This is a genomic window from Streptomyces sp. McG3, assembly GCF_018619185.1.
GTDB lineage: Bacteria > Actinomycetota > Actinomycetes > Streptomycetales > Streptomycetaceae > Streptomyces.
In genome coordinates, this window is record NZ_JAAXYC010000136.1 from 1 (window position 1) to 20,921 (window position 20,921).

Annotated in this window: 12 protein-coding genes and 2 pseudogenes; 11 read left to right on the forward strand and 3 right to left on the reverse strand. The window is 71.0% G+C overall.

Annotated features, from left to right (window positions below; genetic code table 11):
- The first annotated feature begins 106 nt into the window (after window positions 1-106).
- Entirely contained in the window at window positions 107-580 is a 474-nt protein-coding gene (locus tag HET64_RS21545) for an ATP-binding protein (protein WP_215108003.1), read from the forward strand.
- On the opposite strand, the pseudogene HET64_RS39185 reads toward HET64_RS21545, so the two are convergent.
- Window positions 549-794 (reverse strand): annotated as a pseudogene (locus HET64_RS39185) (serine hydrolase); the annotation flags it as partial. The gene HET64_RS21545 and the pseudogene HET64_RS39185 sit on opposite strands and share 32 nt — an antisense overlap.
- Before the next feature lie 4 nt (window positions 795-798).
- A complete protein-coding gene (locus tag HET64_RS21550; RefSeq protein ID WP_215108005.1) occupies window positions 799-4,107 on the reverse strand; it encodes a right-handed parallel beta-helix repeat-containing protein in 3,309 nt (1,102 codons plus the stop codon).
- A gap of 220 nt (window positions 4,108-4,327) precedes the next feature.
- Here HET64_RS21550 and HET64_RS21555 point away from each other — a divergent pair, with 220 nt between their 5' ends.
- Window positions 4,328-5,515, forward strand: coding sequence for a S8 family serine peptidase (locus HET64_RS21555; RefSeq protein ID WP_215108008.1), 1,188 nt, complete (start codon window positions 4,328-4,330; stop codon window positions 5,513-5,515).
- A 209-nt stretch (window positions 5,516-5,724) separates the two neighbouring features.
- Here the strand turns inward: HET64_RS21555 and eccCa are convergent, their stop codons facing one another.
- Window positions 5,725-9,690, reverse strand: coding sequence for a type VII secretion protein EccCa (gene eccCa, locus HET64_RS21560; protein ID WP_215108023.1), 3,966 nt, complete (start codon window positions 9,688-9,690; stop codon window positions 5,725-5,727).
- A 648-nt stretch (window positions 9,691-10,338) separates the two neighbouring features.
- Here eccCa and eccD point away from each other — a divergent pair.
- The 9 genes and pseudogenes from eccD to HET64_RS21605 form a co-directional block, all read left to right on the forward strand.
- Entirely contained in the window at window positions 10,339-11,739 is a 1,401-nt protein-coding gene (eccD, locus tag HET64_RS21565; protein WP_215108010.1) for a type VII secretion integral membrane protein EccD, read from the forward strand.
- A 21-nt stretch (window positions 11,740-11,760) separates the two neighbouring features.
- The gene (eccB, locus tag HET64_RS21570; protein WP_215108012.1) at window positions 11,761-13,209 is read left to right on the forward strand and encodes a type VII secretion protein EccB; all 1,449 of its coding nucleotides are present in this window, start codon (window positions 11,761-11,763) and stop codon (window positions 13,207-13,209) included.
- A gap of 414 nt (window positions 13,210-13,623) precedes the next feature.
- Window positions 13,624-13,980, forward strand: coding sequence for a hypothetical protein (locus tag HET64_RS21575; RefSeq protein WP_215108014.1), 357 nt, complete (start codon window positions 13,624-13,626; stop codon window positions 13,978-13,980).
- 89 nt (window positions 13,981-14,069) lie between these two features.
- On the forward strand, window positions 14,070-14,399 hold the full coding sequence (locus HET64_RS21580; RefSeq protein ID WP_010064394.1) for a WXG100 family type VII secretion target: 330 nt from the start codon (window positions 14,070-14,072) through the stop codon (window positions 14,397-14,399).
- 177 nt (window positions 14,400-14,576) lie between these two features.
- Entirely contained in the window at window positions 14,577-15,077 is a 501-nt protein-coding gene (locus HET64_RS21585) for a type VII secretion system-associated protein (protein ID WP_215108016.1), read from the forward strand.
- Window positions 15,078-15,196: 119 nt separating this feature from the next.
- Window positions 15,197-18,802: an AAWKG family protein gene (locus tag HET64_RS21590; RefSeq protein WP_215108018.1), complete on the forward strand. Its 3,606-nt coding sequence runs from the start codon at window positions 15,197-15,199 to the stop codon at window positions 18,800-18,802.
- Between the two features lie 159 nt (window positions 18,803-18,961).
- Window positions 18,962-19,384, forward strand: a complete 423-nt coding sequence (locus HET64_RS21595) for a YbaB/EbfC family nucleoid-associated protein (protein WP_215108025.1) — start codon at window positions 18,962-18,964, stop codon at window positions 19,382-19,384.
- A gap of 32 nt (window positions 19,385-19,416) precedes the next feature.
- Entirely contained in the window at window positions 19,417-19,782 is a 366-nt protein-coding gene (locus HET64_RS21600; RefSeq protein ID WP_215108020.1) for a hypothetical protein, read from the forward strand.
- Window positions 19,783-20,921 (forward strand): annotated as a pseudogene (locus HET64_RS21605) (hypothetical protein); the annotation flags it as partial.

Consider the following 20,921-nt stretch of genomic DNA (forward strand, 5'->3'; position numbering starts at 1 on the left):
CACCCACCCCACCCCACTCCGCGGTACGGACCTCCGGGGCGCAACGCCTCGCGGCGTTCGTTTCGGTACGTAGCCGAACGTAGCCATCCCGTCGCAGCCTGGTGGCATGAACCACGTACTTGTCCCCCGGAGGAATCCAGGGGAGCCCGTCTACCGCGCCGACTTCGCCCTCGGCGAGCACTCCGCCCGGCATCTGCGCCGCGTCCTGCGGCTCTACCTCACGGCATGGGAGCTGCCTTTCCTCGCCGACGCCGCGGAGCTGGCGCTCACCGAGCTGATCGCCAACGTCGTGCGGCACGTGCCCGACCGGCGCGGCCGGACCTTCATCTTCCGGCTGCCGCGCGGCGAGGGCGTACGCGTCGAAGTGGCGGACAGCAGCCCCGTCGTGCCCCTCGCCATCACGGGTGACCCGCTGGACGAGGGAGGCAGGGGGCTGGTCCTGGTCGACGCCGTCACCGACGAATGGGGCATCGTCAAGCGGTGGGACGGCAGCGGGAAGACCGTCTGGTTCGAGTGTCTGACGCCGCCGGAGAGGGGCGGCAGCCGGTTCAGGACAGCTCGGCCGGAACCGCGTCCGTGAACGGCGTCCACGCCTGTGCCGCCCACGGGCCGAAGGCGCGGTCGGTCAGCGCGACGCAGGCCGCGCCCGCCACCGGGTCGATCCACAGGAACGTGCCCGACCGGCCGACGTGTCCGAAGCATGCCGGGGAGGACGAGTTCCCCGGCCAGTGCGGGGACTTGGCGTCGCGGATCTCGAAACCGGGGCCCCGGTCGTTCGGGCTCCGGTGGCCGTAGCGGTCAGTGCCGCACCGCCGCCACCTCCGGTGGCAGGTCGTCCGGGAGCAGCAGGCGCAGATCGTCCAGGCTCGGGGCGGACATCGCGCCGAGGCGGCCCGCCTGGCGTGTCATCATCGCCTCCAGGATCTGGCGGGCCGCCCGTGCGTTGCCGAAGGCGTGGTCGCGCGGCAGGGAGTCCACGTAGGCGTACAGCGCGGCGACCGTCTCCGGGGAGCAGTCGTACCCGTAGCCGGTGGCCTGCTGGGAGAGGATCTGCAACAGGTCGTCCGTGGAGTAGCTCTCGAACTCCACGGTGCGCGAGAACCGCGAGGCCAGGCCCGGGTTGGAGTCGAGGAAGCGGCGCATCTCGCGGGTGTAGCCGGCGGCGATGACCACGACCTCGTCACGGTGGTCCTCCATCAGCTTCAGCAGCGTGTCGACCGCCTCCCGGCCGAAGTCGGAGCTCGCGCCCTCCGGCGTGAGCGTGTACGCCTCGTCGACGAACAGCACACCGCCTATGGCGCGTTCGAAGGCGTCCTTGGTCAACTGCGCCGTGTGGCCCACGTACCGGCCGACCAGATCGGCCCGTGCCACCTCGACCAACTGGCCCTTGGGCAGCACCCCGAGGGAGCGCAGCAGGTCCGCGTACAGCCGCGCGATGGTGGTCTTACCCGTACCGGGAGGCCCGGAGAAGATGAGGTGGTTGCTGATCTTCGGGGTGGGCAGCCCGGCGGCCTTGCGCTGCTTCGTCGCGGTGAGGAGGTTGACCAGCGCGGTCACCTCGTTCTTGACCGCTGTGAGACCGATCATGGAGTGCAGCTGGGCGAGGAGTTCCTCGGAGCCGGGGCCGTCGTCCGCCGGCGTGCCCGCGTCGGGCGCCACGTCCTCGGGGAGCAGGAGGGCCAGGTCGCTCTCGGCGGGATTCTTCATGGAGGCGAACCGGGACGCCTGACGGTCCACCATCTCCTCGAACACCCGGCGGGCCGCACGGCCGTTGCCGAACGTGGCGTCGCGCGGCATGCGCTCGTAGTGCCCGGCGAGCGCATCGCGGGTCTGGGGGGCGAGCTCGTAGCGGTGGCCCAGGCACATGTTCTCGGTGATGGTCACCAGCTCGTCCACCGAGTAGTTGGCGAAGTCGATGGTCCGGGTGAACCGGGAGGACAGGCCCGGGTTGGAGGAGAGGAAGCTCGCCATCTCGCCGGTGTACCCGGCGGCGATCACGGCGACGTCGTCGCGGTGGTCCTCCATCAGCTTCAACAGCGTGTCGACCGCTTCCCGGCCGAAGTCGGCGCCGGAGCCCTTGCTGTCGGACAGCAGGGTGTACGCCTCGTCGATGAACAGCACCCCGCCCAGCGCCTCGTTGAACGCCTCGGTGGTCTTGATGGCCGTACCGCCGATCACCTGCGCGACCAGGTCGGCGCGGGAGACCTCCACGAGGTGCCCCGACCTGAGAACGCCGAGGTCGGCCAGGATGCCGCCGTACAGCCGGGCCACGGTGGTCTTGCCGGTGCCGGGCGGTCCGGAGAAGACGAGGTGGCGGCTGACCTGGGCGACGGGCATGCCCAGCTGGGCACGGCGCTGGTTCAGCTGGTTCAGGTTGACCAGATTGCGCACCTGGCTCTTGACCTCGGCGAGGCCGACGAGGGATTCCAGCTCCTCCAGCGGCCCCTCGGGCTCCTTCTTCGCGGCGTCGGGGCCGCCACCCGCGACGTCCGGCGGCAGCGTGTCGCCCCAGGCGTCCGGGACAGCGTTCCCGGCGCTGTTGAGGCCCTCGATAGTGAGGCGTTCGTTGACCCGGGTCTGCCGCAGGCCCGCACCGCGGTTGTCGCGGACGGTGCAGTCGGCGACGGTGACGAGCTCGGCGCTGTCGATCCGGATGCCGTCGCCGACGCTGCCGATGACCTGCGAGGACGTGAGGGTGGCGCGGGAGCCGTTGGCGAGCAGGACGCCGTGGGCGCCGGAGTCGGTGATGTGGACGCGCAGGACGGAGAGTTCACCGCCGTTGTCCACCGTGATGCCGCCCGCCGCGGCGAACTCGACCGCGCAGTCCCGGACGGTGCCCCGCCCCTCCGTGCCGACGGAGATGGTGGTGTCCTCGGCCGCTCTCATGACCGTGTCGCGGATGTCGGGGTTGCCGCCCGAGGCGATCCGTACCGCCGAACCGCCCGCGCGGTCGATCTCGCAGTGTTCCAGCCGGCCGCGCCCGTCCTCGGCCACCTCGACACCGTTGCCACCCGGCGAGGTGATCCGAACGCGGCGCAGCAGCGGGTCGGCCCCGGTGCGGATACGGACGGCGACCCCGGCCGCGTCGCTGACGAGCAGTTCGTCGAACTCGGCGGTCGAGTCCTCCTCCAGCAGGACGGCGCCGTTCGCCTCCGCGCAGTCGCGGACCGCGCAGCCGATCAGCGTGGGTGAGCTGGAGTCGATCACCCGTATCGCCGGGGCGGCCGCTGTGTCGAACTCGCAGTGCTGGAAGGTGCCCCGGGAGCGTTCGCTGACCACCAGGCCGCTGCCCTTGGTGCGGGAGGTCCGGCAGTCGAGGAACTCGGGGTCGGCGTTCACGGCCAGCATGATGCCGGGGCCCGAGGTGTCGCTGACGGAGACGTTCTCCAGGGAGGGGCGGGCGGAGCTGGTGATGTAGACGCCGACGGAGGTGTCGTGGACCCTGGTGCGCAGGACCCGGGTACCGCTGCGGCCCTCCAGCGCGATGGACGGTTTGTCCGTCCCGGAGATGTCGCAGTCCTCCACCAGGCCCTGTGCCTCGTCCGAGGTCAGTACGCCGTTGGCGCGCGCGTCGAGGATGCGGCAGTCCCGCACCGTCGTCCGGGCCTCCGCGCCGATGACGACGCCGGAGGTGCCGAGGTTCGATATGCGGCAGCCCGCTATGACGCTGCCCGTGGGGGCGGAGTCCACGACCCCGGCGCCCTTGGGGTTGCTGACCTGGCAGTCGCGCATGGCGACCGAGCCCGACTCCCGGGCCAGCACGGCCGTCCAGCCGGAGCCGACGACCGTACAGCCGTCCATGGCGACCTGGCCGCGCGGGGCGTCGACCACCGGCAGGTCCTCGCTCCCGCCGCGCAGGGTGAGGTCGGTGAGCATGACGGCGTCGGCCACCAGGATGACGGCGGTGCCCCGGCGCGGGCAGATCTCGACGCTGCCCGGCTCCCCGTCGGCGACGATGGTGACCCGCGTCCGGACCGTGAGGTTCTCCGGGTAGCGGCCGGGGTGCACCCGGATCACCGCACCCGTGCGTGCCTTGTCCAGGGCTTCGCTGATCGTCCGGAAGCTGTCCGGTTGGTCCGACCCGACCCTGAGCAATTGCCGTGACACGCCCGTTCCTCCTCCTTGTGGTGCCGCTGCCTGCTCTCCCGCCGGGGGCCGGAAGGAATCCGGGTCGCGTCGGGAACGTGCAGCTGTGCGCACGCGACGAAGGCTACGGGACCGGTACCGCGATGTTCCAGGTGGGACAGGGCAGTTCGGGCCGGATCCGGTGAGCGGGTGCCGGATCCCGCCCGACACGCCGTCATCCGGTCGGCCTATCATGCGCGCCATGCCCCCTGCCCGAGTTCGCTCCCGCCGCCCGCGGGCCACGGCCGTCGCCGCCGCCCTGTCGCTCACCGTGATCCCGGCCGCGCTGGTCGCGGCGGACGCCGTGCCCGCGGCGGCCGATTCCGTGGGACTCCCCGTCGTACGTTCCGTACTGGCGGAGGACGACACCTGCGTCGAGGCCTCGAAGGTGAAGGCCCGGTCCGAGCCCTGGACCATGGGCGCGCTCGGGGCGGCCCGCGCACGGCCGCTCTCCCAGGGAGCCGGGCAGACGGTCGCGGTCGTGGACACGGGGGTCGGGGAGTCGGCCCCGGCGCTCTCCGGCCGGGTGACCACGATCGGGGACGCGGGCAAGGACTGCGTCGGGCACGGCACGTTCGCGGCCGGCCTGATCGCGGCGGCCCCGGGCGCCGCCGCGGGGCCGGCCGGACTGGCCCCCGAGGCCCGCATCCTGGCCGTACGGGGCGCGGACGAGCGCGGCGGGTCCACGGTGGGCCAGGTCGCCGCCGGCATCCGCGAGGCGGCCGACGGGGGCGCCTCCGTCATCTACGTCGCCGCCGCCCTGGCCGACGGCAAGGCCGAGCTGACGAAGGCCGTCGCCTACGCGAGCGACAAGGACGCGCTGGTCGTGGCGCCCCTCGCCCCGGACGCGCTGCCGAGGGACGCGAAGCCCGCCGCCTGGTACTGGCCCGCCGCCGCCCCGGGGGCGATCGGTGTGACGGACTACGGCCCGGACGGGCAGCGCCCCACCAACGCGCCCGTGGTGGGCGGGGCGGACCTGGCCGCGCCCGGTGACGCGGTGGTGAGCATCGGCCCCGAGGGCTCGGGCCACTTCATCGGCTACGGGGCCTCGTTCGCCGCCGCGCACGTCGCGGGGGCGGCGGCGCAGGTGCGGGCGCGCCACCCGAAGTTGTCGGCGGCCGGGACGGCGCGCCGCCTGACCGAGGCGGCCTACCCGGCGAGCCCGCCGCGCCTGGACCCGTACGCGGCCCTGACGGCCGTCCTGACGGACGAGAAGGGGGCGGTGCCCCGGACCGAGCGGGCCGAGGTCCCGCCGCCGCCCGCGGCGGAGCCCCGTACCCGCGCGCTGATCGCGGCGGGCGTGGGCGGCGGCGTGGTGCTGCTGGTCGCGGCGGGCGCGGTGGTGATCCCGCGCGGGCGGGCCCGCAACTGGCGTCCTGCGGGGAGCTGAGGGCGCTCGGGGGGGGCTTGTGACCGTGGAGCGTGGGCGGAGCGGTTCCGGCACCCCCGGAGACGCTGCTGAGGGCCGGGTGAGGCCGGGGCCCCGGCCGCCCGGTACGGCCCCGGGTGTCCCCGCGCCGGGCTCACCCGCGCGTCCAGGCCCGATGGGCGGGCCCGGTCCCCCCGTAGCGCTCACGGGCGGGGGACCGGGCCCGCCGCTCAGGACTCCTCGTCCTCCAGCACGGCCGTCTGCACCTGGATCTGCTTGCGGCGCGTCACCCGCGTACCCCGGCCCGGTGGCAGGTTGCGGCCCTTGACGCTGCCCAGGATGAAGCCCTCCGAGGGCGGGCACGACAGCAGCAGCGTCGGGGTGTTGACCTCCTGCATGCGCCGCAGCATGGGCTCGCCCAGGCCGCGGCCGGCACCGGCGGCGGAGCGGGCGACGACCAGGTGCAGACCGACCTCGTAGCCGAGCGCGAGGTGGTTCAGCAGCGGGTCGAACGGCGCGTTCATCGCACTGGTGCCGAGCATGTCGTAGTCGTCCACGAGGATGAACAGCCGCGGCCCGTCCCACCAGTCGCAGGTGCGCATCCGGGCCGGGGTGATCTCCGGACCCGGTGCGCGCGCCGCGACCGCCCGTGCCGCCCCGCCGATCAGCTCCTTGAGGGCGTCCATCGCCACGGCGTGGCCGAGCCGGTACTCGTCGGGGATGGCCTCCACCAGGGCGCGGCGGTAGTCCACGACCATGATCCGCGCCTCGGCCGGGGTGTACCGGTCCATGATGGCCTTGGCCGTCATCCGCAGCATGTTGGTCTTGCCGCTCTCCGTGTCCCCGACCACGATCATGTGGGGAGTCTCGGAGAAGTCGTGCCACACGGTCGACAGGCGCTCCTCCTCCAGGCCGATGGGCATCTTGAAATCGCCCTTGGGAGCCGGGAGCTCCGACAGCTTGAGCCGGGTCGGCAGCATCCGCACCTGCGGCGCGGGCGGGCCCTGCCAGCTCTCGCGGACCGCCGCCACCAGACCGGCCACCCCGTCGGAGAGGTCGTCGACGGACTCGACGCCGTCGATGCGCGGCAGCGCCGTGAGGTAGTGCAGCTTGGCGTCCCGGGTCAGGCCGCGCCCCGGCAGCCGGGGCACGGTCGCGGCGCGCCGGTTGTCGATCTCGGAGTCCATCGGGTCACCCATCCGCAGCTCCAGGTGGGTCGCGGCCTGGTCCCGGATCGCGGAGGTCACCTCCACCCAGCGGGCGGTGGTGACGATCAGGTGGATGCCGTAGTTCAGACCGCGCGCGGCGATCGCGCCGAACGTCTGGATGTACCGGTCGAAGTCCTGGCGCACCGTCGACCAGCCGTCGATCACCAGGAACACGTCGCCGTGGTGGTGCTCCGGGAACTCCCCGGCGGCCAGCCGACGTCGGAAGGTCGCCATCGAGTCGATGCCGTTGTCCAGGAAGAACCGCTCGCGTTCCGCCAGCAGGGTCGTGACCTCGGAGATCGTACGGCCCACCCGCTCGGCGTCCAGCCGTGCGGCGACCCCGCTGACGTGCGGGAGCCCGGCCAGCCCGGCGAGCGCGCCGCCGCCGAAGTCGAGGCAGTAGAACTGGACCTCGCGCGGGGTGTGGGTGAGCGCCAGCGCGGTGATGATCGTCCGGACCATCGTGCTCTTGCCGCTCTGCGGGCCGCCCGCGATCGCGATGTGTCCGCCCCCGCCCGAGAGGTCGACGGTCAGCAGGTCGCGCAGCTGGTCGAAGGGGCGGTCGATGATGCCGAGCGGGATGGTGAGCCGCCCGCGGTGCGACGCGTCGGTCGTCAGCCCGTACTCGGGGTGCGGGGTGAGCGGCGGCAGCACCTGGTCGAGCGTGGCGGGGAGGTCCAGCGGCGGCAGCCACACCTGGTGGGCCGGCGGCCCCGCGGTCAGCAGTCGGTCCACGGCGACGGAGAGCAGGGTCTCGCCGGTCTCCTCCTGCTGCTCGGGTTCGGGCTCCGGTGTGTTGGGGAGCTGGCGCGGTACGACGTAACTGCTGGTCCACGGCACGGTCTGGCTCGCCACCCGCGCCTGGTTGGCGCTGCCGCGGCGCTGCTGGTAGGGGCCGGAGACGTAGGCGGCGCGGAACCGGGTCAGCGCCTCCACACCCGACTTGAGGAAGCCGCTGCCGGGCGCCGACGGCAACTGGTAGGCATCGGGGACGCCGAGTACGCCGCGGCTCTCCATCGCGGAGAACGTCCGCAGACCGATCCGGTAGGAGAGGTGGCTCTCCAGCTGGTGCATGCGGCCCTCGTCCAGGCGCTGCGAGGCGAGCAGCAGGTGCACGCCGAGGGACCGGCCGAGGCGGCCGATCATCACGAACAGCTCCATGAACTCGCGGTGCGCCGCCAGCAGCTCGCTGAACTCGTCGACGACGACGAACAGGCTGGGCATCGGCTCCAGCGGGACGCCCGATGCGCGAGCCTTCTCGTAGTCCAGCGCGGAGGTGTAGTTGCCCGCCGAGCGCAGCAGCTCCTGCCGCCGCATCAGCTCGCCGTGCAGGGCGTCCTGCATGCGGCCGACCAGCGCCGCCTCGCCCGCCAGGTTGGTGATGACGGCGGAGGTGTGCGGGAGGTCCTCGAGCCCCAGGAAGGTGGCGCCGCCCTTGAAGTCGACCAGGACGAAGTTGAGCGTCTCCGAGGAGTTCGTCAGGGCGAGCGAGAGGACCAGGGTCCGCAGGAGCTCGCTCTTGCCGGAACCGGTGGCGCCGATCAGCATCCCGTGCGGCCCGGTGCCGCCCTGGGCGGACTCCTTGATGTCCAGCTCGACCGGCTCGCCGTCCGCGCCGACCGCGATCGGCACCTTGAGCCGGTTGGGGCCGGTGTGCTGCTGCCACAGCGTGTTCGGGTCATGGCGGTGCAGGTCGGGAATGCTCAGCAGCGTGGTCAGTTCCACGTTGGCGGAGAGCGGTTCGGAGGAGTCCGACGCCGAGCCCAGGCCCATGCGGTACGGGGCGAGCCGCCGCGCGAGCGACACCGCGCCCGTGAGCCCGAAGGTGTCGGGCCGGCCGAGCCGGGTGATCTGCTCCTTGCGCTCGCGGTCGGTGCGCACCAGGCCGAGTTCGTCCTCGTCGACCGTGAAGCGCAGAGTGATGCGGCCGGGGCGCCAGGAGAGCGCACCGCTGAGGTCCAGGACGACCGTGTTGCGGAAGCCGGGACCGTCGAGCCGGTGGCCCGCCGGGACGACCCCGCCGTCCACGACGATCACGGTGAACGGCTCCTCGCGTCCGGGCACCGCGTCCGGGTCGAACTGCGGCCGCTCCATGAACTCGGCGCCGAGGAGGTTCTCCAGCTCGCCCCAGGCGGAGACCGTCATCCGGGTCGGGCCCGCGCCGTCGGTGTCGTGCGGGTGGAGGCTGTGCGGGAGCCACTTCGTCCACTCCCAGTGCGCGCGCCGCTCGTCGGAGACGCAGAAGGCGATCCACACGTCGTCCGGCGAGTGGAAGGTGGCCAACTGGGCGAGCAGCGCCCGCGCCAGGGAACGTATCCGCTCCTCGTCGCCCTGGAACAGCACGCGGGCCCAGGCGCGCAGGTAGATCGCGATGGGCTGTTCCGGCACCGTCGAGTAGGCGCGGATGAAGCTGCGCAACGCGTGGGCGCTGAGCGGCTCCAGGTCCTCCACGGGGTTGGTCGAGCTCGACGTCAGCTTCAGGCCCAGCTTCTGCTCGCCGACGGCCATCCGGATCTCGCCGAAGTCCTCGTCCCGGGGGCGCCGCTCCCACAGCCGGGTGGTGCCGGTCATCGACCACAGGGCGGCGGGCTCGGGGTGCCGCCACGCCAGCGCCAGCTGCTGGTCCACGACCGCGCCGCGCACCTTGCGCCGGATCTGGGTGAGGTAGCGCAGGTAGTCCCGGCGCTCGCCCTTGAGCTTCTGCTTGCGCTCCGCCGCCCGGCGCATGAACTGGCCGATGAACATCGCGGCGGCGCCGAGGACCATCAGGCCCAGGGCGATGTAGATGAACCCTCCGGAACCCCGCGTCATACCGGGGCGCATGAACATGAACATCATCGAGACCGACATCAGTGCCATGGGCAGGTACGTCCACACGGCGGAGGTGTCGGGCACCGTCTCGGGGAGGATCGGCGGTTCCTGGAGACTCAGCTCCCCGTCGGGCATCTCCGGGCCCCGGCGTCGGGCCGGGCGGCGGAACAGGATCACACTCAAGGAACCGTCTCCTTCAGGGACATGGGGGGAGAGCGGGCGGAACGGCGTCGCAGGGCACGCCGCCCGCCGTCGACCGGGGGCCGGGACGCGGACAGGCCTTCGCCGTGCACGCACCCTACGCCGCGCCCCGTCCCGAGCCGAAAGCCCGCCCGGGGGCTCCCGTAGTGGGCGGGAGGTGGTCGGACCGTCGTGTCACAGTTCTGCTGCATCACGGCTTCGGGGCAGGATCCGCGCGGCCGTTCGCCCCGCCGGAAGAGCGCAAACGGAAGCGCTCCCCGGACGAACGGGCGCCTGCGGAGCCTTTCCCCTGCCCGGACGGGCATACGCGGAACGGCTTTTCCGGCCGGACGGGCACACGCGGAGCTATTTCCCGGCCGAAACCGCGCACGCCGAACCGCCCTTCGTGCCCGTACGGCCGAACGTGCCGCAATTCGCCGGACGCGGACGGCCGTTTCGTATTCCGTGGCGCGGGCCACGTGGCCCAGAGTAGGCCGCTGATATTACGATCGCCGTATCGGTCGTCAACAACCGTCGCCGTCACACGGTTTGGAACCGCCCACCGAAGCAGGGTGTTCACCGGTCCGCCGGCCCCTGTTCCCCCGCCCGTTCTCAGCCGTAACCGGAGAAGCGTGAGCCATCCCGATGACTGACACTCAGGTGGCCGAGCTGTGCCGTCTGACGGTACGAGCTCCAGCCAAGAGCATCGATCTCGCCGTGCCCGCCGACGTCCCCGTCGCGGACCTGCTGCCCGCCGTGCTCGGCTACGCGGGCGACAACCTCGAAGAAGCCGGTATCGACCACGGCGGCTGGGTCCTCCAGCGGCTCGGCGGCGAGCCCCTGGACGAGGAACTCACCCTCGACTCCTACGGGCTGCGGGACGGTGACACCCTCTACCTCCGGCCGCGCGCCGAGGCTCTGCCCGAGGTGCACCTCGACGACCTGGTCGACGGCATCGCCACCACGATGCGCGACCACCCCTTCGGCTGGACCCCCAAGGTGAGCCGCTGGGTGCTCCTCGGCATCGTTGTCGCGGTCCTCGCCGGCGGCGTTCTGGTGATTGCCTGGCCCGGCGGCTCCTCGCTGTCCCGGTCCGTCTTCGCCACCGCGGCCGGCCTCCTCCTGCTTGCGGGTGCGGGCGCGGCGAGCAGGGCGGTCGGGGACGCGGGCGCCGGAGCCGCGCTCGGCTTCATGGTCGGGCCCTACCTGGCGCTGGCCGGCTGGCTGCTGCCCGGCGGGGAACTCGCCGGGCCGCACGCCTACGAGACCCTGGGGGCCCGGCTGCTCGCGGCCAGTGCGGCGATGGCCGGCGGGGCGGTCCTCGCGCTCGCCGTCGTGGCCGCGTTCGCCGCCCTCTTCCTGAGCGTCGCCGTCGTCTCGCTGTTCGCCGCCGTCGCCGCCGTCCTGCTCCTCACCACGGACCTGGCGCCGGTGCACGCCGCCGGGATCCTCGCCGTCCTCGCGGTGGTCCTGGGGGCGTTCGTCCCCTCGCTCGCCTTCCGGATGTCCGGGATGCGGATGCCTCCGCTGCCGACCAACGCCCAGCAGTTGCAGGAGGGCATCGAGCCGCACGCCGCCTCCGCGGTCTCGGCCCGCGCCATCCTCGCCGACGGCTGGATGACGTCGCTCTACGGAGCGGTGGGCCTGGTCGGCGCCGCGTGCGTGGCCATCCTGGCCCGGGAGCGTGAGCTGGCCGAGATCATCATGACGGTGGCGCTGTGCCTGCTGCTCGTCCTGCACGCCCGAGGCCTCGGCAACATCTGGCAGCGCATGTCCCTGGTGGCCCCGGGGATCTTCGGGCTGCTCCTGCTGGTGCTGGTCGCCGCCCCCGCCGCGTCCCCGGGCAACCGTCTGGTCACGGCCGCGGGGCTGCTCGCGGCCGCCGCCGCGGTCGCCATCGCCGCCTGGACCGTGCCCGGCCGCCGGCTCGTCCCGTACTGGGGCCGCGCGGGCGAACTGCTCCACTCGGCCCTCGCGATCGCCGTGCTCCCCCTCGCCCTGTGGGTGCTCGGCGTCTACGGCGCCCTGCGGGCCATCAACGCCTGACCTGAAGGGAGAACCGCTGCCGTGCAGTCGAAACGCGACCAGGTCCAGGCCCACATGTTCGTCATGGGCCGGCTGACCTCCGGCATGCTCCGCGCCGACCCCGACGCCCCGGAGAGCCCGCAGGGGCGCACCAACCGGGGCGTGGTGATCGGCATCGTGATCGCCGTCCTGCTGTCGGCCGGCTCCTTCGTCCTCGGCCTCCTCAAGCCCGGTACCAAGGACTCCTGGCGGGCCGCCGGAACCCTCGTCGTCAACAAGGACACCGGGTCCCGCTACCTCTACCTGGACGGGCGGCTGCGCCCGGTGCGCAACTACGCGTCGGCGCGGCTGCTCGCGGGCGCCGACATGAAGGCGGTCGCGGTCGGCTCGAAGTCCCTGAGCGGTACGCCGCACGGGGCGCCCATCGGTATCAGCGGCGCCCCGGACGCCCTGCCCGGGAGCGCGGACCTGGACACGGGTCCCTGGCAGGTCTGTTCGGGCAGCGGAGCCGGAAGGACCGGCACCACCGTCGCGGTGGGCCTGCCGGCTGACGCCGCCGGGCTGCCCACCGACCAGGCCATGCTCGTCACGGGGCCGGACAAGGCCGACTACCTGGTCTGGCGCGGCAGCAAGCTGCTGATCGACGAGGACACCCGCGCCCGCGAGGCCCTCGGCTACGCCTCCACCTCCCGGCTGCCCGTCTCCGCCGCCTTCCTGAACGCCCTGCCCTCGGGACCCGACCTGCGCCCGCCGAACGTACCGGGCAAGGGAAAGAAGGGCCCCGCGCTCGGCGGCGGGGAGTCCAGGGTCGGCCAGGTCTTCCGGGTCACCGTCCCGGGCTCCGCCGACCGCTACTACCTGCTGCGCCAGGAGGGCCTGACCCCGCTCACCGCGACCGGGGCCGCGCTGGTGCTCGGCGACCCGGAGACCCGCGAGAAGGTGTACGGGGGAGGCGCGGCGAAGGTCGTGACGCTGGGCGCGGACGCGTTGAGCGGCCGGCTGGCCCCCGGTGCGGGGACCGGCGCGGAGGAGGCGAACCTGCCCCCGGAGCCGCCGGAGGCGGTGGCCCTCGGCGAGGACCGCACTGTATGCATCCGGGTCCAGCCGAGTGAGCGCGGACCGCGCATCAGCGTGGCGCTGACCGGGACGGGCACCCTGGGTCCCGCCGCCCAGGCGCCGCCCGAGGGCCTGACCCCGGCCTGCATGCCGGTCGGCTCGATCAGCGTGCGGCCGGGCGGCGGATCCCTGGTGCGGGCGCTCGGGGCGAGCGGGAGCCCGGTCGGCACCACCGTCTACCTGGTGACCGACACCGGGATGAAGTACCGGGTCGGCACCGCCGACGGCCTCGCCGCCCTCGGCTACAGCGAGGGCCAGGCGCGAGGGCTCCCGGCACCGCTGCTGGCCATGCTGCCGACAGGGCCGGACCTCACCAAGGAGGCTGCCGCCCTGGGCCGTAACACGAACACGACCCCACGCTGCAACCGGCCTTGAGGGCCCGGCGGACGGTTGTACCGAAGGAGGTGAATTTCTTGTGGCGCGGCTGATAAATGCGCGTGTCCTGACAACCGGAGGAGGTGATCCACCGTCCTCCTCCCCGACGGGGTCCGCCAATACCGTTTCCGACAGCGGGCATTGCCCGTTCGGGTGCGGGGAAACAGATCCATTCGGAAGGTGATTCCGCAAGGGGTGAACCTCAGATCCCCATCAAATCTCCTTCGCGAATCACCCCAAAAGCTGGGTCGGGGCCGAGAAGATGACGCAAGCCATTGAATCCTCAACGCGCCCTTCTTTAGGCTCCGTTCGTCCAGACCATTCGGACGCCGGTCTTCCGGCGGCGTCCGGCCAGGCACCGCGCCGCGCGGGAACCGGAATCCGGCGGCGCGACACATCAGGAGGCGCAGCAACATGGCAGGTACGGGCGCACAGCAGTCACTGGCGTCATCCACCCAGAACGGTGTCACCGCACTGGAGATGGCTTTCACCGGCGTTCAGAGCAGCCGCCAGGACGTCGAGAACATGAAGCACAACCTCGCCTCCGGCTACGCAGGCAGCGACGGTGGCGCGTTCCAGAAGCTGCTCGACCGGTGGGACCAGCAGGCGGAGATCATCTCCAGCAACCTCCGCGACATGATCACGACGCTGGAGGAGACCATGCGCGCGCAGGGCATCCAGCAGAACAACTCGAACGACTCGATCCAGCAGGCGTTCAACCGCTCCGAGGAGATCTTCAACGCGCTCGCCGGCTCCACCGCGGGCCGCTGACCACTCCTCCGGTATCCGGGAGCCCTGACGGGCGACCGGGCTCCGCACACCACAGACCCTGACGCACCTGCCGTGAGACGAGGAAGACCATGACCCCCCCGCTTGACTTCACCGACGGCCAGATCTACGTCGACTACGGCCACATGGAGAACGCCGCCGACGACATGGTCCAGCAGACCAAGGCGATCGACAGCATCCTCACCAACCTGGAAGCCGAACTCCAGGAGCTCCAGCGCAGCTGGGAGGGTGAGGACAAGGCGGTGTACGCCGAGAAGCAGGCCTCCTGGAACAACGCGGTCGAGGAGATGAAGCGCATCCTCGCCGAGCACTCGGCGCTGCTGACCGACGTCTCGGGCAGCTACAAGTACAGCGAGAACTCCCTGAAGTCGCTCTGGGAGAGCGTGCGCATCGGCAGCTGACCCGGGGCGGCACGCCCTTGGGTCCTTCCCGGGCGGCCGTTCGCGTGGCTCCTTCGCGCGCGGCCGCCCGGTGCAGTCGGGGCGGTGCGCCGTCCGCCGAGGCCTCCGTGAGCGGCCGGCGGACGGGTGCGGGCCCTGTGAGTCCCTGGACATCCCGGAAGACTGGAGAAGTGCGACATGGCGGAAGCACCCGCACTCAATCTCAACAAGGCGTGGCTGCAGAGCTTCCTCGACAACGACCTCGTCCCGTTCCTCGCGGAGATCAAGAAGATGCGGGATGACGGCACCACGTCCAACGGGACGACCGTGCCCGGAATTCCCTCGCTGCAGGGCGGCGAGGACGGGTCCGCGACGGCGGCGGGCTTCTACGACGGCCAGAAGAAGCCGCTCGCCATCGGGACGATGGCGGCCGACGAGAACGGCCGTACCAACGGCGGCTACCTGGTCAAGTGCCTGAACGGGCTGGTCGATCAGCTCGACGACATCCTCAAGCTCCAGGTCGAACTCTTCGAGCAGATCGAGGAGGACCTGGAGGACACCATCGAGGAGCTCTTCAAGACCCAGGACGGCAACCTGGAGAAAATCGACGGCAAGGACATGATCGATTTCTTCGAGGGCGTGGACGAGGTGCTCTCCGAATCCGCCGGCGGCGGCTCGGACGGCGACGAGGACGACTGACCTTCGTCGCGGTCGGCCGGTAGCCCCGGCCGGTGCTCCTCCGCACGCCCGCGGTCCGGCGGACCGTACCCCCGCCCTCCCGTCCCCTCTGTCTCCTTCCGACGAAAAGGCATTCCGGCATGGCGCTCGATTCCAGCAAGGTCGTCGAAGACCTCGGCGGCGGTACCAACGACAAGTGGGCCGAGGCAGTCGGCTTCTTCACGGGTTTCAAGGCGCCGAACCGGAACGACCTGTTCGACTCGCTCGTCGGCAACGAGGGCATCCCCCTGATGAAGGTGGAGATCTCCGACGTGGGCTATGTCGACTACGTCGACACCGAGGACATGAACTGGCTGTACGAGAACGCCGGTTCCGACATCAAGAACACCGACTTCGTCATCCCCTTCTACCACGCCAAGGGCGGGGCGGGCTCCGACGTGTCGATGTACCGGGCGCGTATCACCCTGCTCGGGAGCAAGGGGGACGGGCGGATACCGAGCCAGGGGTATCAGGAGGGCGGGCAGTTCTCCAGCTCCATGGACGGTCACCTGGGGATGGACGGCAAGCCGACCTGGGACACCACGCCCACCGCGCGCTACGCCTACGGTACCGGGCTCGCCTTGGAGGAGCTGAAATTCAACCCGACGGAGGGCACCTACGGGTTCAGCTTCAACGGCAAGCCTGTGGACGACCCCGACTCGGTGACCCCCGCCAACTTCGACACCGTCGCCGCGGCGTTCGACCGGGTCGCCACGTTCTTCTCGTCCCAGCAGAAGATCGTGGAGGAGTGGCAGAGCCGGCTGGGCAAGGAGAAGGACAAGGCGTGGCGGGGCAAGGCCGCCGGTGTCTTCTGGGACCTCATCAACAAGATCAACAAGCAGTACTCGGACTACGTCGACGACATGCTGCCCGCCGGAGGCACACAGTCCAAGCAGGGCAAAGAGATCGAGGATGCGAAGAAGGCCTTCCAGGAAGCGGTCAACGACCTCCACGGCGTCTGGATGGACTGGCAGTGGAAGTACGGCAATCCGCTCGTGGTGCTGCACACCCTGCTCTCCGCGATCATGGAGTACGTCTGGGACAACAACATCACGAAGATCACCTACGAGATCGAGACCCACGGGTCGTACGGCGGCGGCTACACCACCACGACGAACTACATCTCGGAAGATCACTTCAGCAACCGGGCGGCGATCGAGAAGATCACGGGCACGGGCGACATGGCGCTGACCGTCGACGCCAAGGACTTTGGTGAGCTCAAGGAGCTCAGCACCTGGGTGGAGGTCGGCAACAAGGCCCTCCTCATGTGGAAGCAGACCGTCGAGGAGAACCTCGACAAGGCGGCCGTCGACGCCATGACGAAGGTGCGCGACAGCTGGAGCAACAAAGAGCTGGACTTCGGCTCGATCAAGTCGCGGGGGACCAGCGACACCTTGGAGTCCGAGTACAAGGAGGAGAAGGCCGAACTCGCCGAGGAGAAGGCGGAGGCCGACGCCGCCGCGGCCAAGGCCGCGGCAGAGGAAGCCGCCCGGAAGCAGGAGGAGTTCATCCAGTGGCAGAAGGACCAGGCCGCCAAGGCCGAGGCGGAGCGGAAGAAGGAGAAGGAAGAGGCCGAGCGCAAGGAGGCCGAGGCCAAGGCTGAGGCGGAGCGCAAGGAAGCCGAGGCCAAGGCGGAAGCCGAGCGCAAGGAGAAGGAAGCCAAGGCGGAGGCCGAGGCCAAGGAGAAGGAAGCCGAGGCCAAAGCGGCCGCCAAGGAGGCCGAGCAGGAGGCGAAGCAGGAGGCCAAGGAGAAGGAGGCCGAGGCCAAGGCGGCGGAGCAGGAGGCCAAGGCGGAGGCCAAGGAGGCCGAGGCCAAGGCCGAGCAGGAGGCCAAGGAGAAGGAGGCGGAGCAGAAGCAGGCCGAACAGGAGGCCAAGCAGGAACAGCTCCGGGCCGAGCAGGAGGCCAAGCAGGAGCAGGTCCGCAAGGAGCAGGAGGCCAAGCAGGCCGAGGCCCAGGCTCGTGCGGAGAACATGCAGATGATGCAGATGAACCAGGCGAGGACCCAGCAGGAGGAGGCGAAGAAGGAGCAGGCGGCCAAGGAGGCCCAGGCCAGGGCCGAGCAGGAGGCGAAGGAGGCCGAGGCCAGGGCCGAGCAGGAGGCCAAGGAGAAGGAGGCGGAGCAGAAGCAGGCCGAGCAGGAGGCCAAGCAGGAGGCGAAGGAGGCCGAGGCCAAGGCCGAGCAGGAGGCCAAGGAGAAGGAGGCGGAGCAGAAGCAGGCCGAGGCCGAGCAGAAGCAGGACCGCATCCGCACCGAGCAGGAAGAGCGCCAGGAGCAGCAGCAGGCCGAGCAGGAGCAGAAGCAGGCCGAGGCCGAGGCGAAGGCGGAGCAGAAGCAGGCGGAGCAGGAGGCCAAGCAGGAGGCCAAGGAGGCCGAGGCGAAGGCCGAGCAGGAGGCGATGCGGAAGGAGGCGGAGCAGAAGCAGGCCGAGGCCGAGCAGAAGCAGGACCGCATCCGCGAGGAGCAGGAAGCCAAGCAGGACCGGCTCCGGGAGGAGCAGGAAGCCAAGCAGAACGAGGTCCGGTCCGAGCAGGAGGCCAGGCAGAAGGAAGCCGAGGCCAAGCAGGAGGAAGTCCGGCAGGAGCAGGAGGCCCGGCAGAAGGAAGCCGAGTCCAAGCTCGACAGCTCCCGGCGGGACCTCTTCGGCAACGGCGACATCCCCGACCTGTCGTCCACCCCCATCACCGGCCCCGTCAACGACGGCCCGCTCGAACTCCCCGGCGGCGGCGAGTCGCGGCTCGACGCGGACGGCCGCGTGGTCACCGAGTACCCCGACGGTTCCAAGGTCACGATCGACCCGGACACCCACTCCTCGACCATCACCCGGCCCGACGGCTCCGTCATCTCCGGCCCGCTCAACCCGGGTGACCTGCTGTCCAACCCCGGCGGCAGTGTCACGCACCTGGACCCCGGCGGCAATGTGGTCACGGAGTTCCCGGACGGCTCCACCCAGACGATCAACCCGGACACCGGCACCACCACCGTCACCCGGCCCGACGGCTCGACCGTCTCCGGCTACCTGGACGAGTCCGGCCCCTCCCGCTTCGAATCCGGCCAGCTCAACAACGGCTCCCTCAATCTCGGTTCCTTCGGCGACGGCCTCTCCGGCCAGACGCCCCCCTCGTACGACCTCGCCTCCTACGAGGAGGAACTGTTCGACGACAAGCCCTACGAGTCGCCCCTGGCGGGCACCGGGGCATCCGACGGACCGAGCACCCCGAGCCACAACCGCCCGTTCCTGAACAGCGGGCCTTTCCCCGGCCCGAGCAGCTACGGCGGTGGCGAGGGCGGCGGCAGCGGCGCACCGATGGGCGGAGCCCCGATGGGCGGCGGCATGGGCGGTGGCATGGGCGGCGGTATGGGCGGTGGCATGGGCGGCGGCGGAGGCCAGAACGACTCCGGTGAGCGCGTCCGCAACGTCATCGACGGATCGGTCTCCCGGAACCGCCGTGCGCGGCCCGGTGCCGCCGCTCCCGGCTCCGGCGGGCGTTACGCCGACGACGAGGTGCGGGTGGCGGCCGGCGGCCCCACCGCGGGCAGTTCGCCCTTCCTCCCGCCGATGGCCGGCGGCGCTCCTGGCGGGGGCGGCGCGCCCGGTCAGACCGCGACCCAGAGCGGCGAGCGGACGCGGGACTCCTGGGTGCCGGAGGACGACGACGTCTGGGGCACCGACGAAGGCGGCGCACCGGCGGTGATCGGACGCTAGAGAGTGTTGCGCCGATCATGGCCGGGACCCGTGCGGGGCGGTGGGAGACGGCTTCGGCCGCCTCGGAAGCCGCCCCGGCACGGGGGAGGTTCGTAGCACGCACACGTGTACCCCAGAATGGTGTACGCGCAGGTGGAAGGGCGACTGTTGAGCGACTCGATGGAGAAGAAGCTGGCCGAGGCCATGGCCGAACTCACGGCTGTGCAGGAAGCCGTGGCACGCGCCGAGGGTGAACTCGGCCAGTCCACGGCGACGGCCCGGTCACGGGACCGCTCGGTGGAGGTGACGGTCGGCCCGCAGGGCGAGCTGACGGGGCTGAAGTTCCCGGACAACCGGCACCGGTCCATGACGGGCCCTCAGCTCGCCGCCTCGATCATGGAGGCGGTGCAGGAGGGCCGCTCGGAGATGGCCCGCAAGGTGATGGACGCCTTCGAGCCGCTGACCCGGACCACGGGCCGGGCCACGGGCATCAGAGGCATCGACATCGACTGGGACCGGGCCTTCGGCTCGGCCCTGGAGGACTCGCACGGCGGCGGGCGGCGATCGTCGGCCCGCCTGCACGACGAGATCCACGAAGACTGACCGTACGGACCACCGGAGAGAGGGAGGCACCCATGGCGGTAGGAAAGTTCACCGCGAACCCCGGCGAGCTGCGCCGGGCCGGCGACATGATGGAGCAACTGCCCGCGCAGGCGGCCAAGATCGGCGACAACTTCATCTCCGACATCCAGAACTACCGTGGCTGGGCCGGTTACAGCGACAAGTTCGCCCTCGAAGTGCTGCCCAAGTACGACGCCAACAACCAGGCGTGTCTGGACCTGATCAGGGCCGTCGGCAGCGCGTTCACGGCACTGAGCCAGGCGGTCTGGGCCAACGGCCAGCACATCGAGGGCGTTTCGGCCTACGCGCGTGACGAGATCGACCGGCAGATGTCCAGCCTGGACGGGCCGGGCGACTCCTCCCAGGGTGGCCGGCACTAAGTGGAGGAGATCGACTTTCCGCCGGACGTCCGGACGATGCTCTGGATCCTGCTGGGTGAGATGCCCCTGCAGGCCAGGGAGAATCTGGCGTGGGAAAGTCGTGAGCTCTACCTGGCCCTCCAGAAGGGCCTGATCGATCTGCGCGCGGCCTCGCGCGAGACGATCCAGATGGTGGAGGCGGCGCTGCCGCCGGAGGTGGCGCGTCCGTACATCGACAGTGTGCGGATGCTCACCGACGAACCCAACGGCAGCGACCCCATCCAGGCGTTGCTGCTCCAGCTCGACGAACTGGCCAACGGCCAGGTGGACTACTCGCAGAAGATCCAGGCGTCCAAGTGGGAGATCATCGCCGAGATCATCATGCTGATCGCCGAACTGGCGATCCTGGCGGCACTGATCGCGTTCACCGGCGGCGCATCGGTCTCGCAGATGTTCCTGGCGCGGGCCCGGAGCAAGCTCGCGATCCTCATCGTCATCGACCGCCTGCTGCGGATGTCGCACATCGCGCCGACCCTGGGCGAGGCCATCCAGGAGGCCATCCAGACGCTGGCGGTCCGGCTGGCGCAGATCGCGCTGAACCCGGGGGGCCGGAAGCCCGGGGGAGTGGACTGGAAGGACGTCGGCGTCGCCGCCGCCTTCGGCGCGCTCACCGCCGGTTTCATGGAGATCTTCGACAAGTTCCTGAAGCCCATCGAGAACTACTTCAAGGACCTCCTCGGGGACATCTTCAGCAAGTTCAAGATCGACCCGAACAGTCTGCTGTTCAAGGGGCTGGTGAACGGCCCTCCCACCGTGGTCACCGTCTTCGTTGTCGGAGCCACGGCCGAGAGCACCGCCGAAGTCATCATCAACGGGGCCTTCTACGACAAGTGGGGGTTCCAGTGGGAGACGTTCGTCGGCTCCGGCACCAGCACCGTGTTCGACATGGGCGCGGGGCTGGCCATCGGCGCGGGCGCCTTCTCCATCTACAACAACTACTTCAACAACGACCGGTTCACCGACATCAACGACATGCCGGGCCCGAACAGCATCCTGGGCGGTGGCGACGGAGGACCGTCGGGGTCGGAGAAGCCCGGCGGCCCGGCGAGCGGCACGGACGTCAAGGGCCCCCCGGTGCTGAGGGCCAACCCCTTCACCCC

Excerpts from the sequence above, each read along its gene's own strand:
- HET64_RS21590 (WP_215108018.1), top strand. The coding sequence starts at position 15,197 with ATGGCGCTCGATTCCAGCAAGGTCGTCGAAGACCTCGGCGGCGGTACC.
- HET64_RS21580 (WP_010064394.1), top strand. The coding sequence starts at position 14,070 with ATGACCCCCCCGCTTGACTTCACCGACGGCCAGATCTACGTCGACTAC.
- HET64_RS21555 (WP_215108008.1), top strand. The coding sequence starts at position 4,328 with ATGCCCCCTGCCCGAGTTCGCTCCCGCCGCCCGCGGGCCACGGCCGTC.
- HET64_RS21595 (WP_215108025.1), top strand. The coding sequence starts at position 18,962 with ATGGAGAAGAAGCTGGCCGAGGCCATGGCCGAACTCACGGCTGTGCAG.
- HET64_RS21600 (WP_215108020.1), top strand. The coding sequence starts at position 19,417 with ATGGCGGTAGGAAAGTTCACCGCGAACCCCGGCGAGCTGCGCCGGGCC.
- HET64_RS21545 (WP_215108003.1), top strand. The coding sequence starts at position 107 with ATGAACCACGTACTTGTCCCCCGGAGGAATCCAGGGGAGCCCGTCTAC.
- HET64_RS21585 (WP_215108016.1), top strand. The coding sequence starts at position 14,577 with ATGGCGGAAGCACCCGCACTCAATCTCAACAAGGCGTGGCTGCAGAGC.
- HET64_RS21575 (WP_215108014.1), top strand. The coding sequence starts at position 13,624 with ATGGCAGGTACGGGCGCACAGCAGTCACTGGCGTCATCCACCCAGAAC.
- eccD (WP_215108010.1), top strand. The coding sequence starts at position 10,339 with ATGACTGACACTCAGGTGGCCGAGCTGTGCCGTCTGACGGTACGAGCT.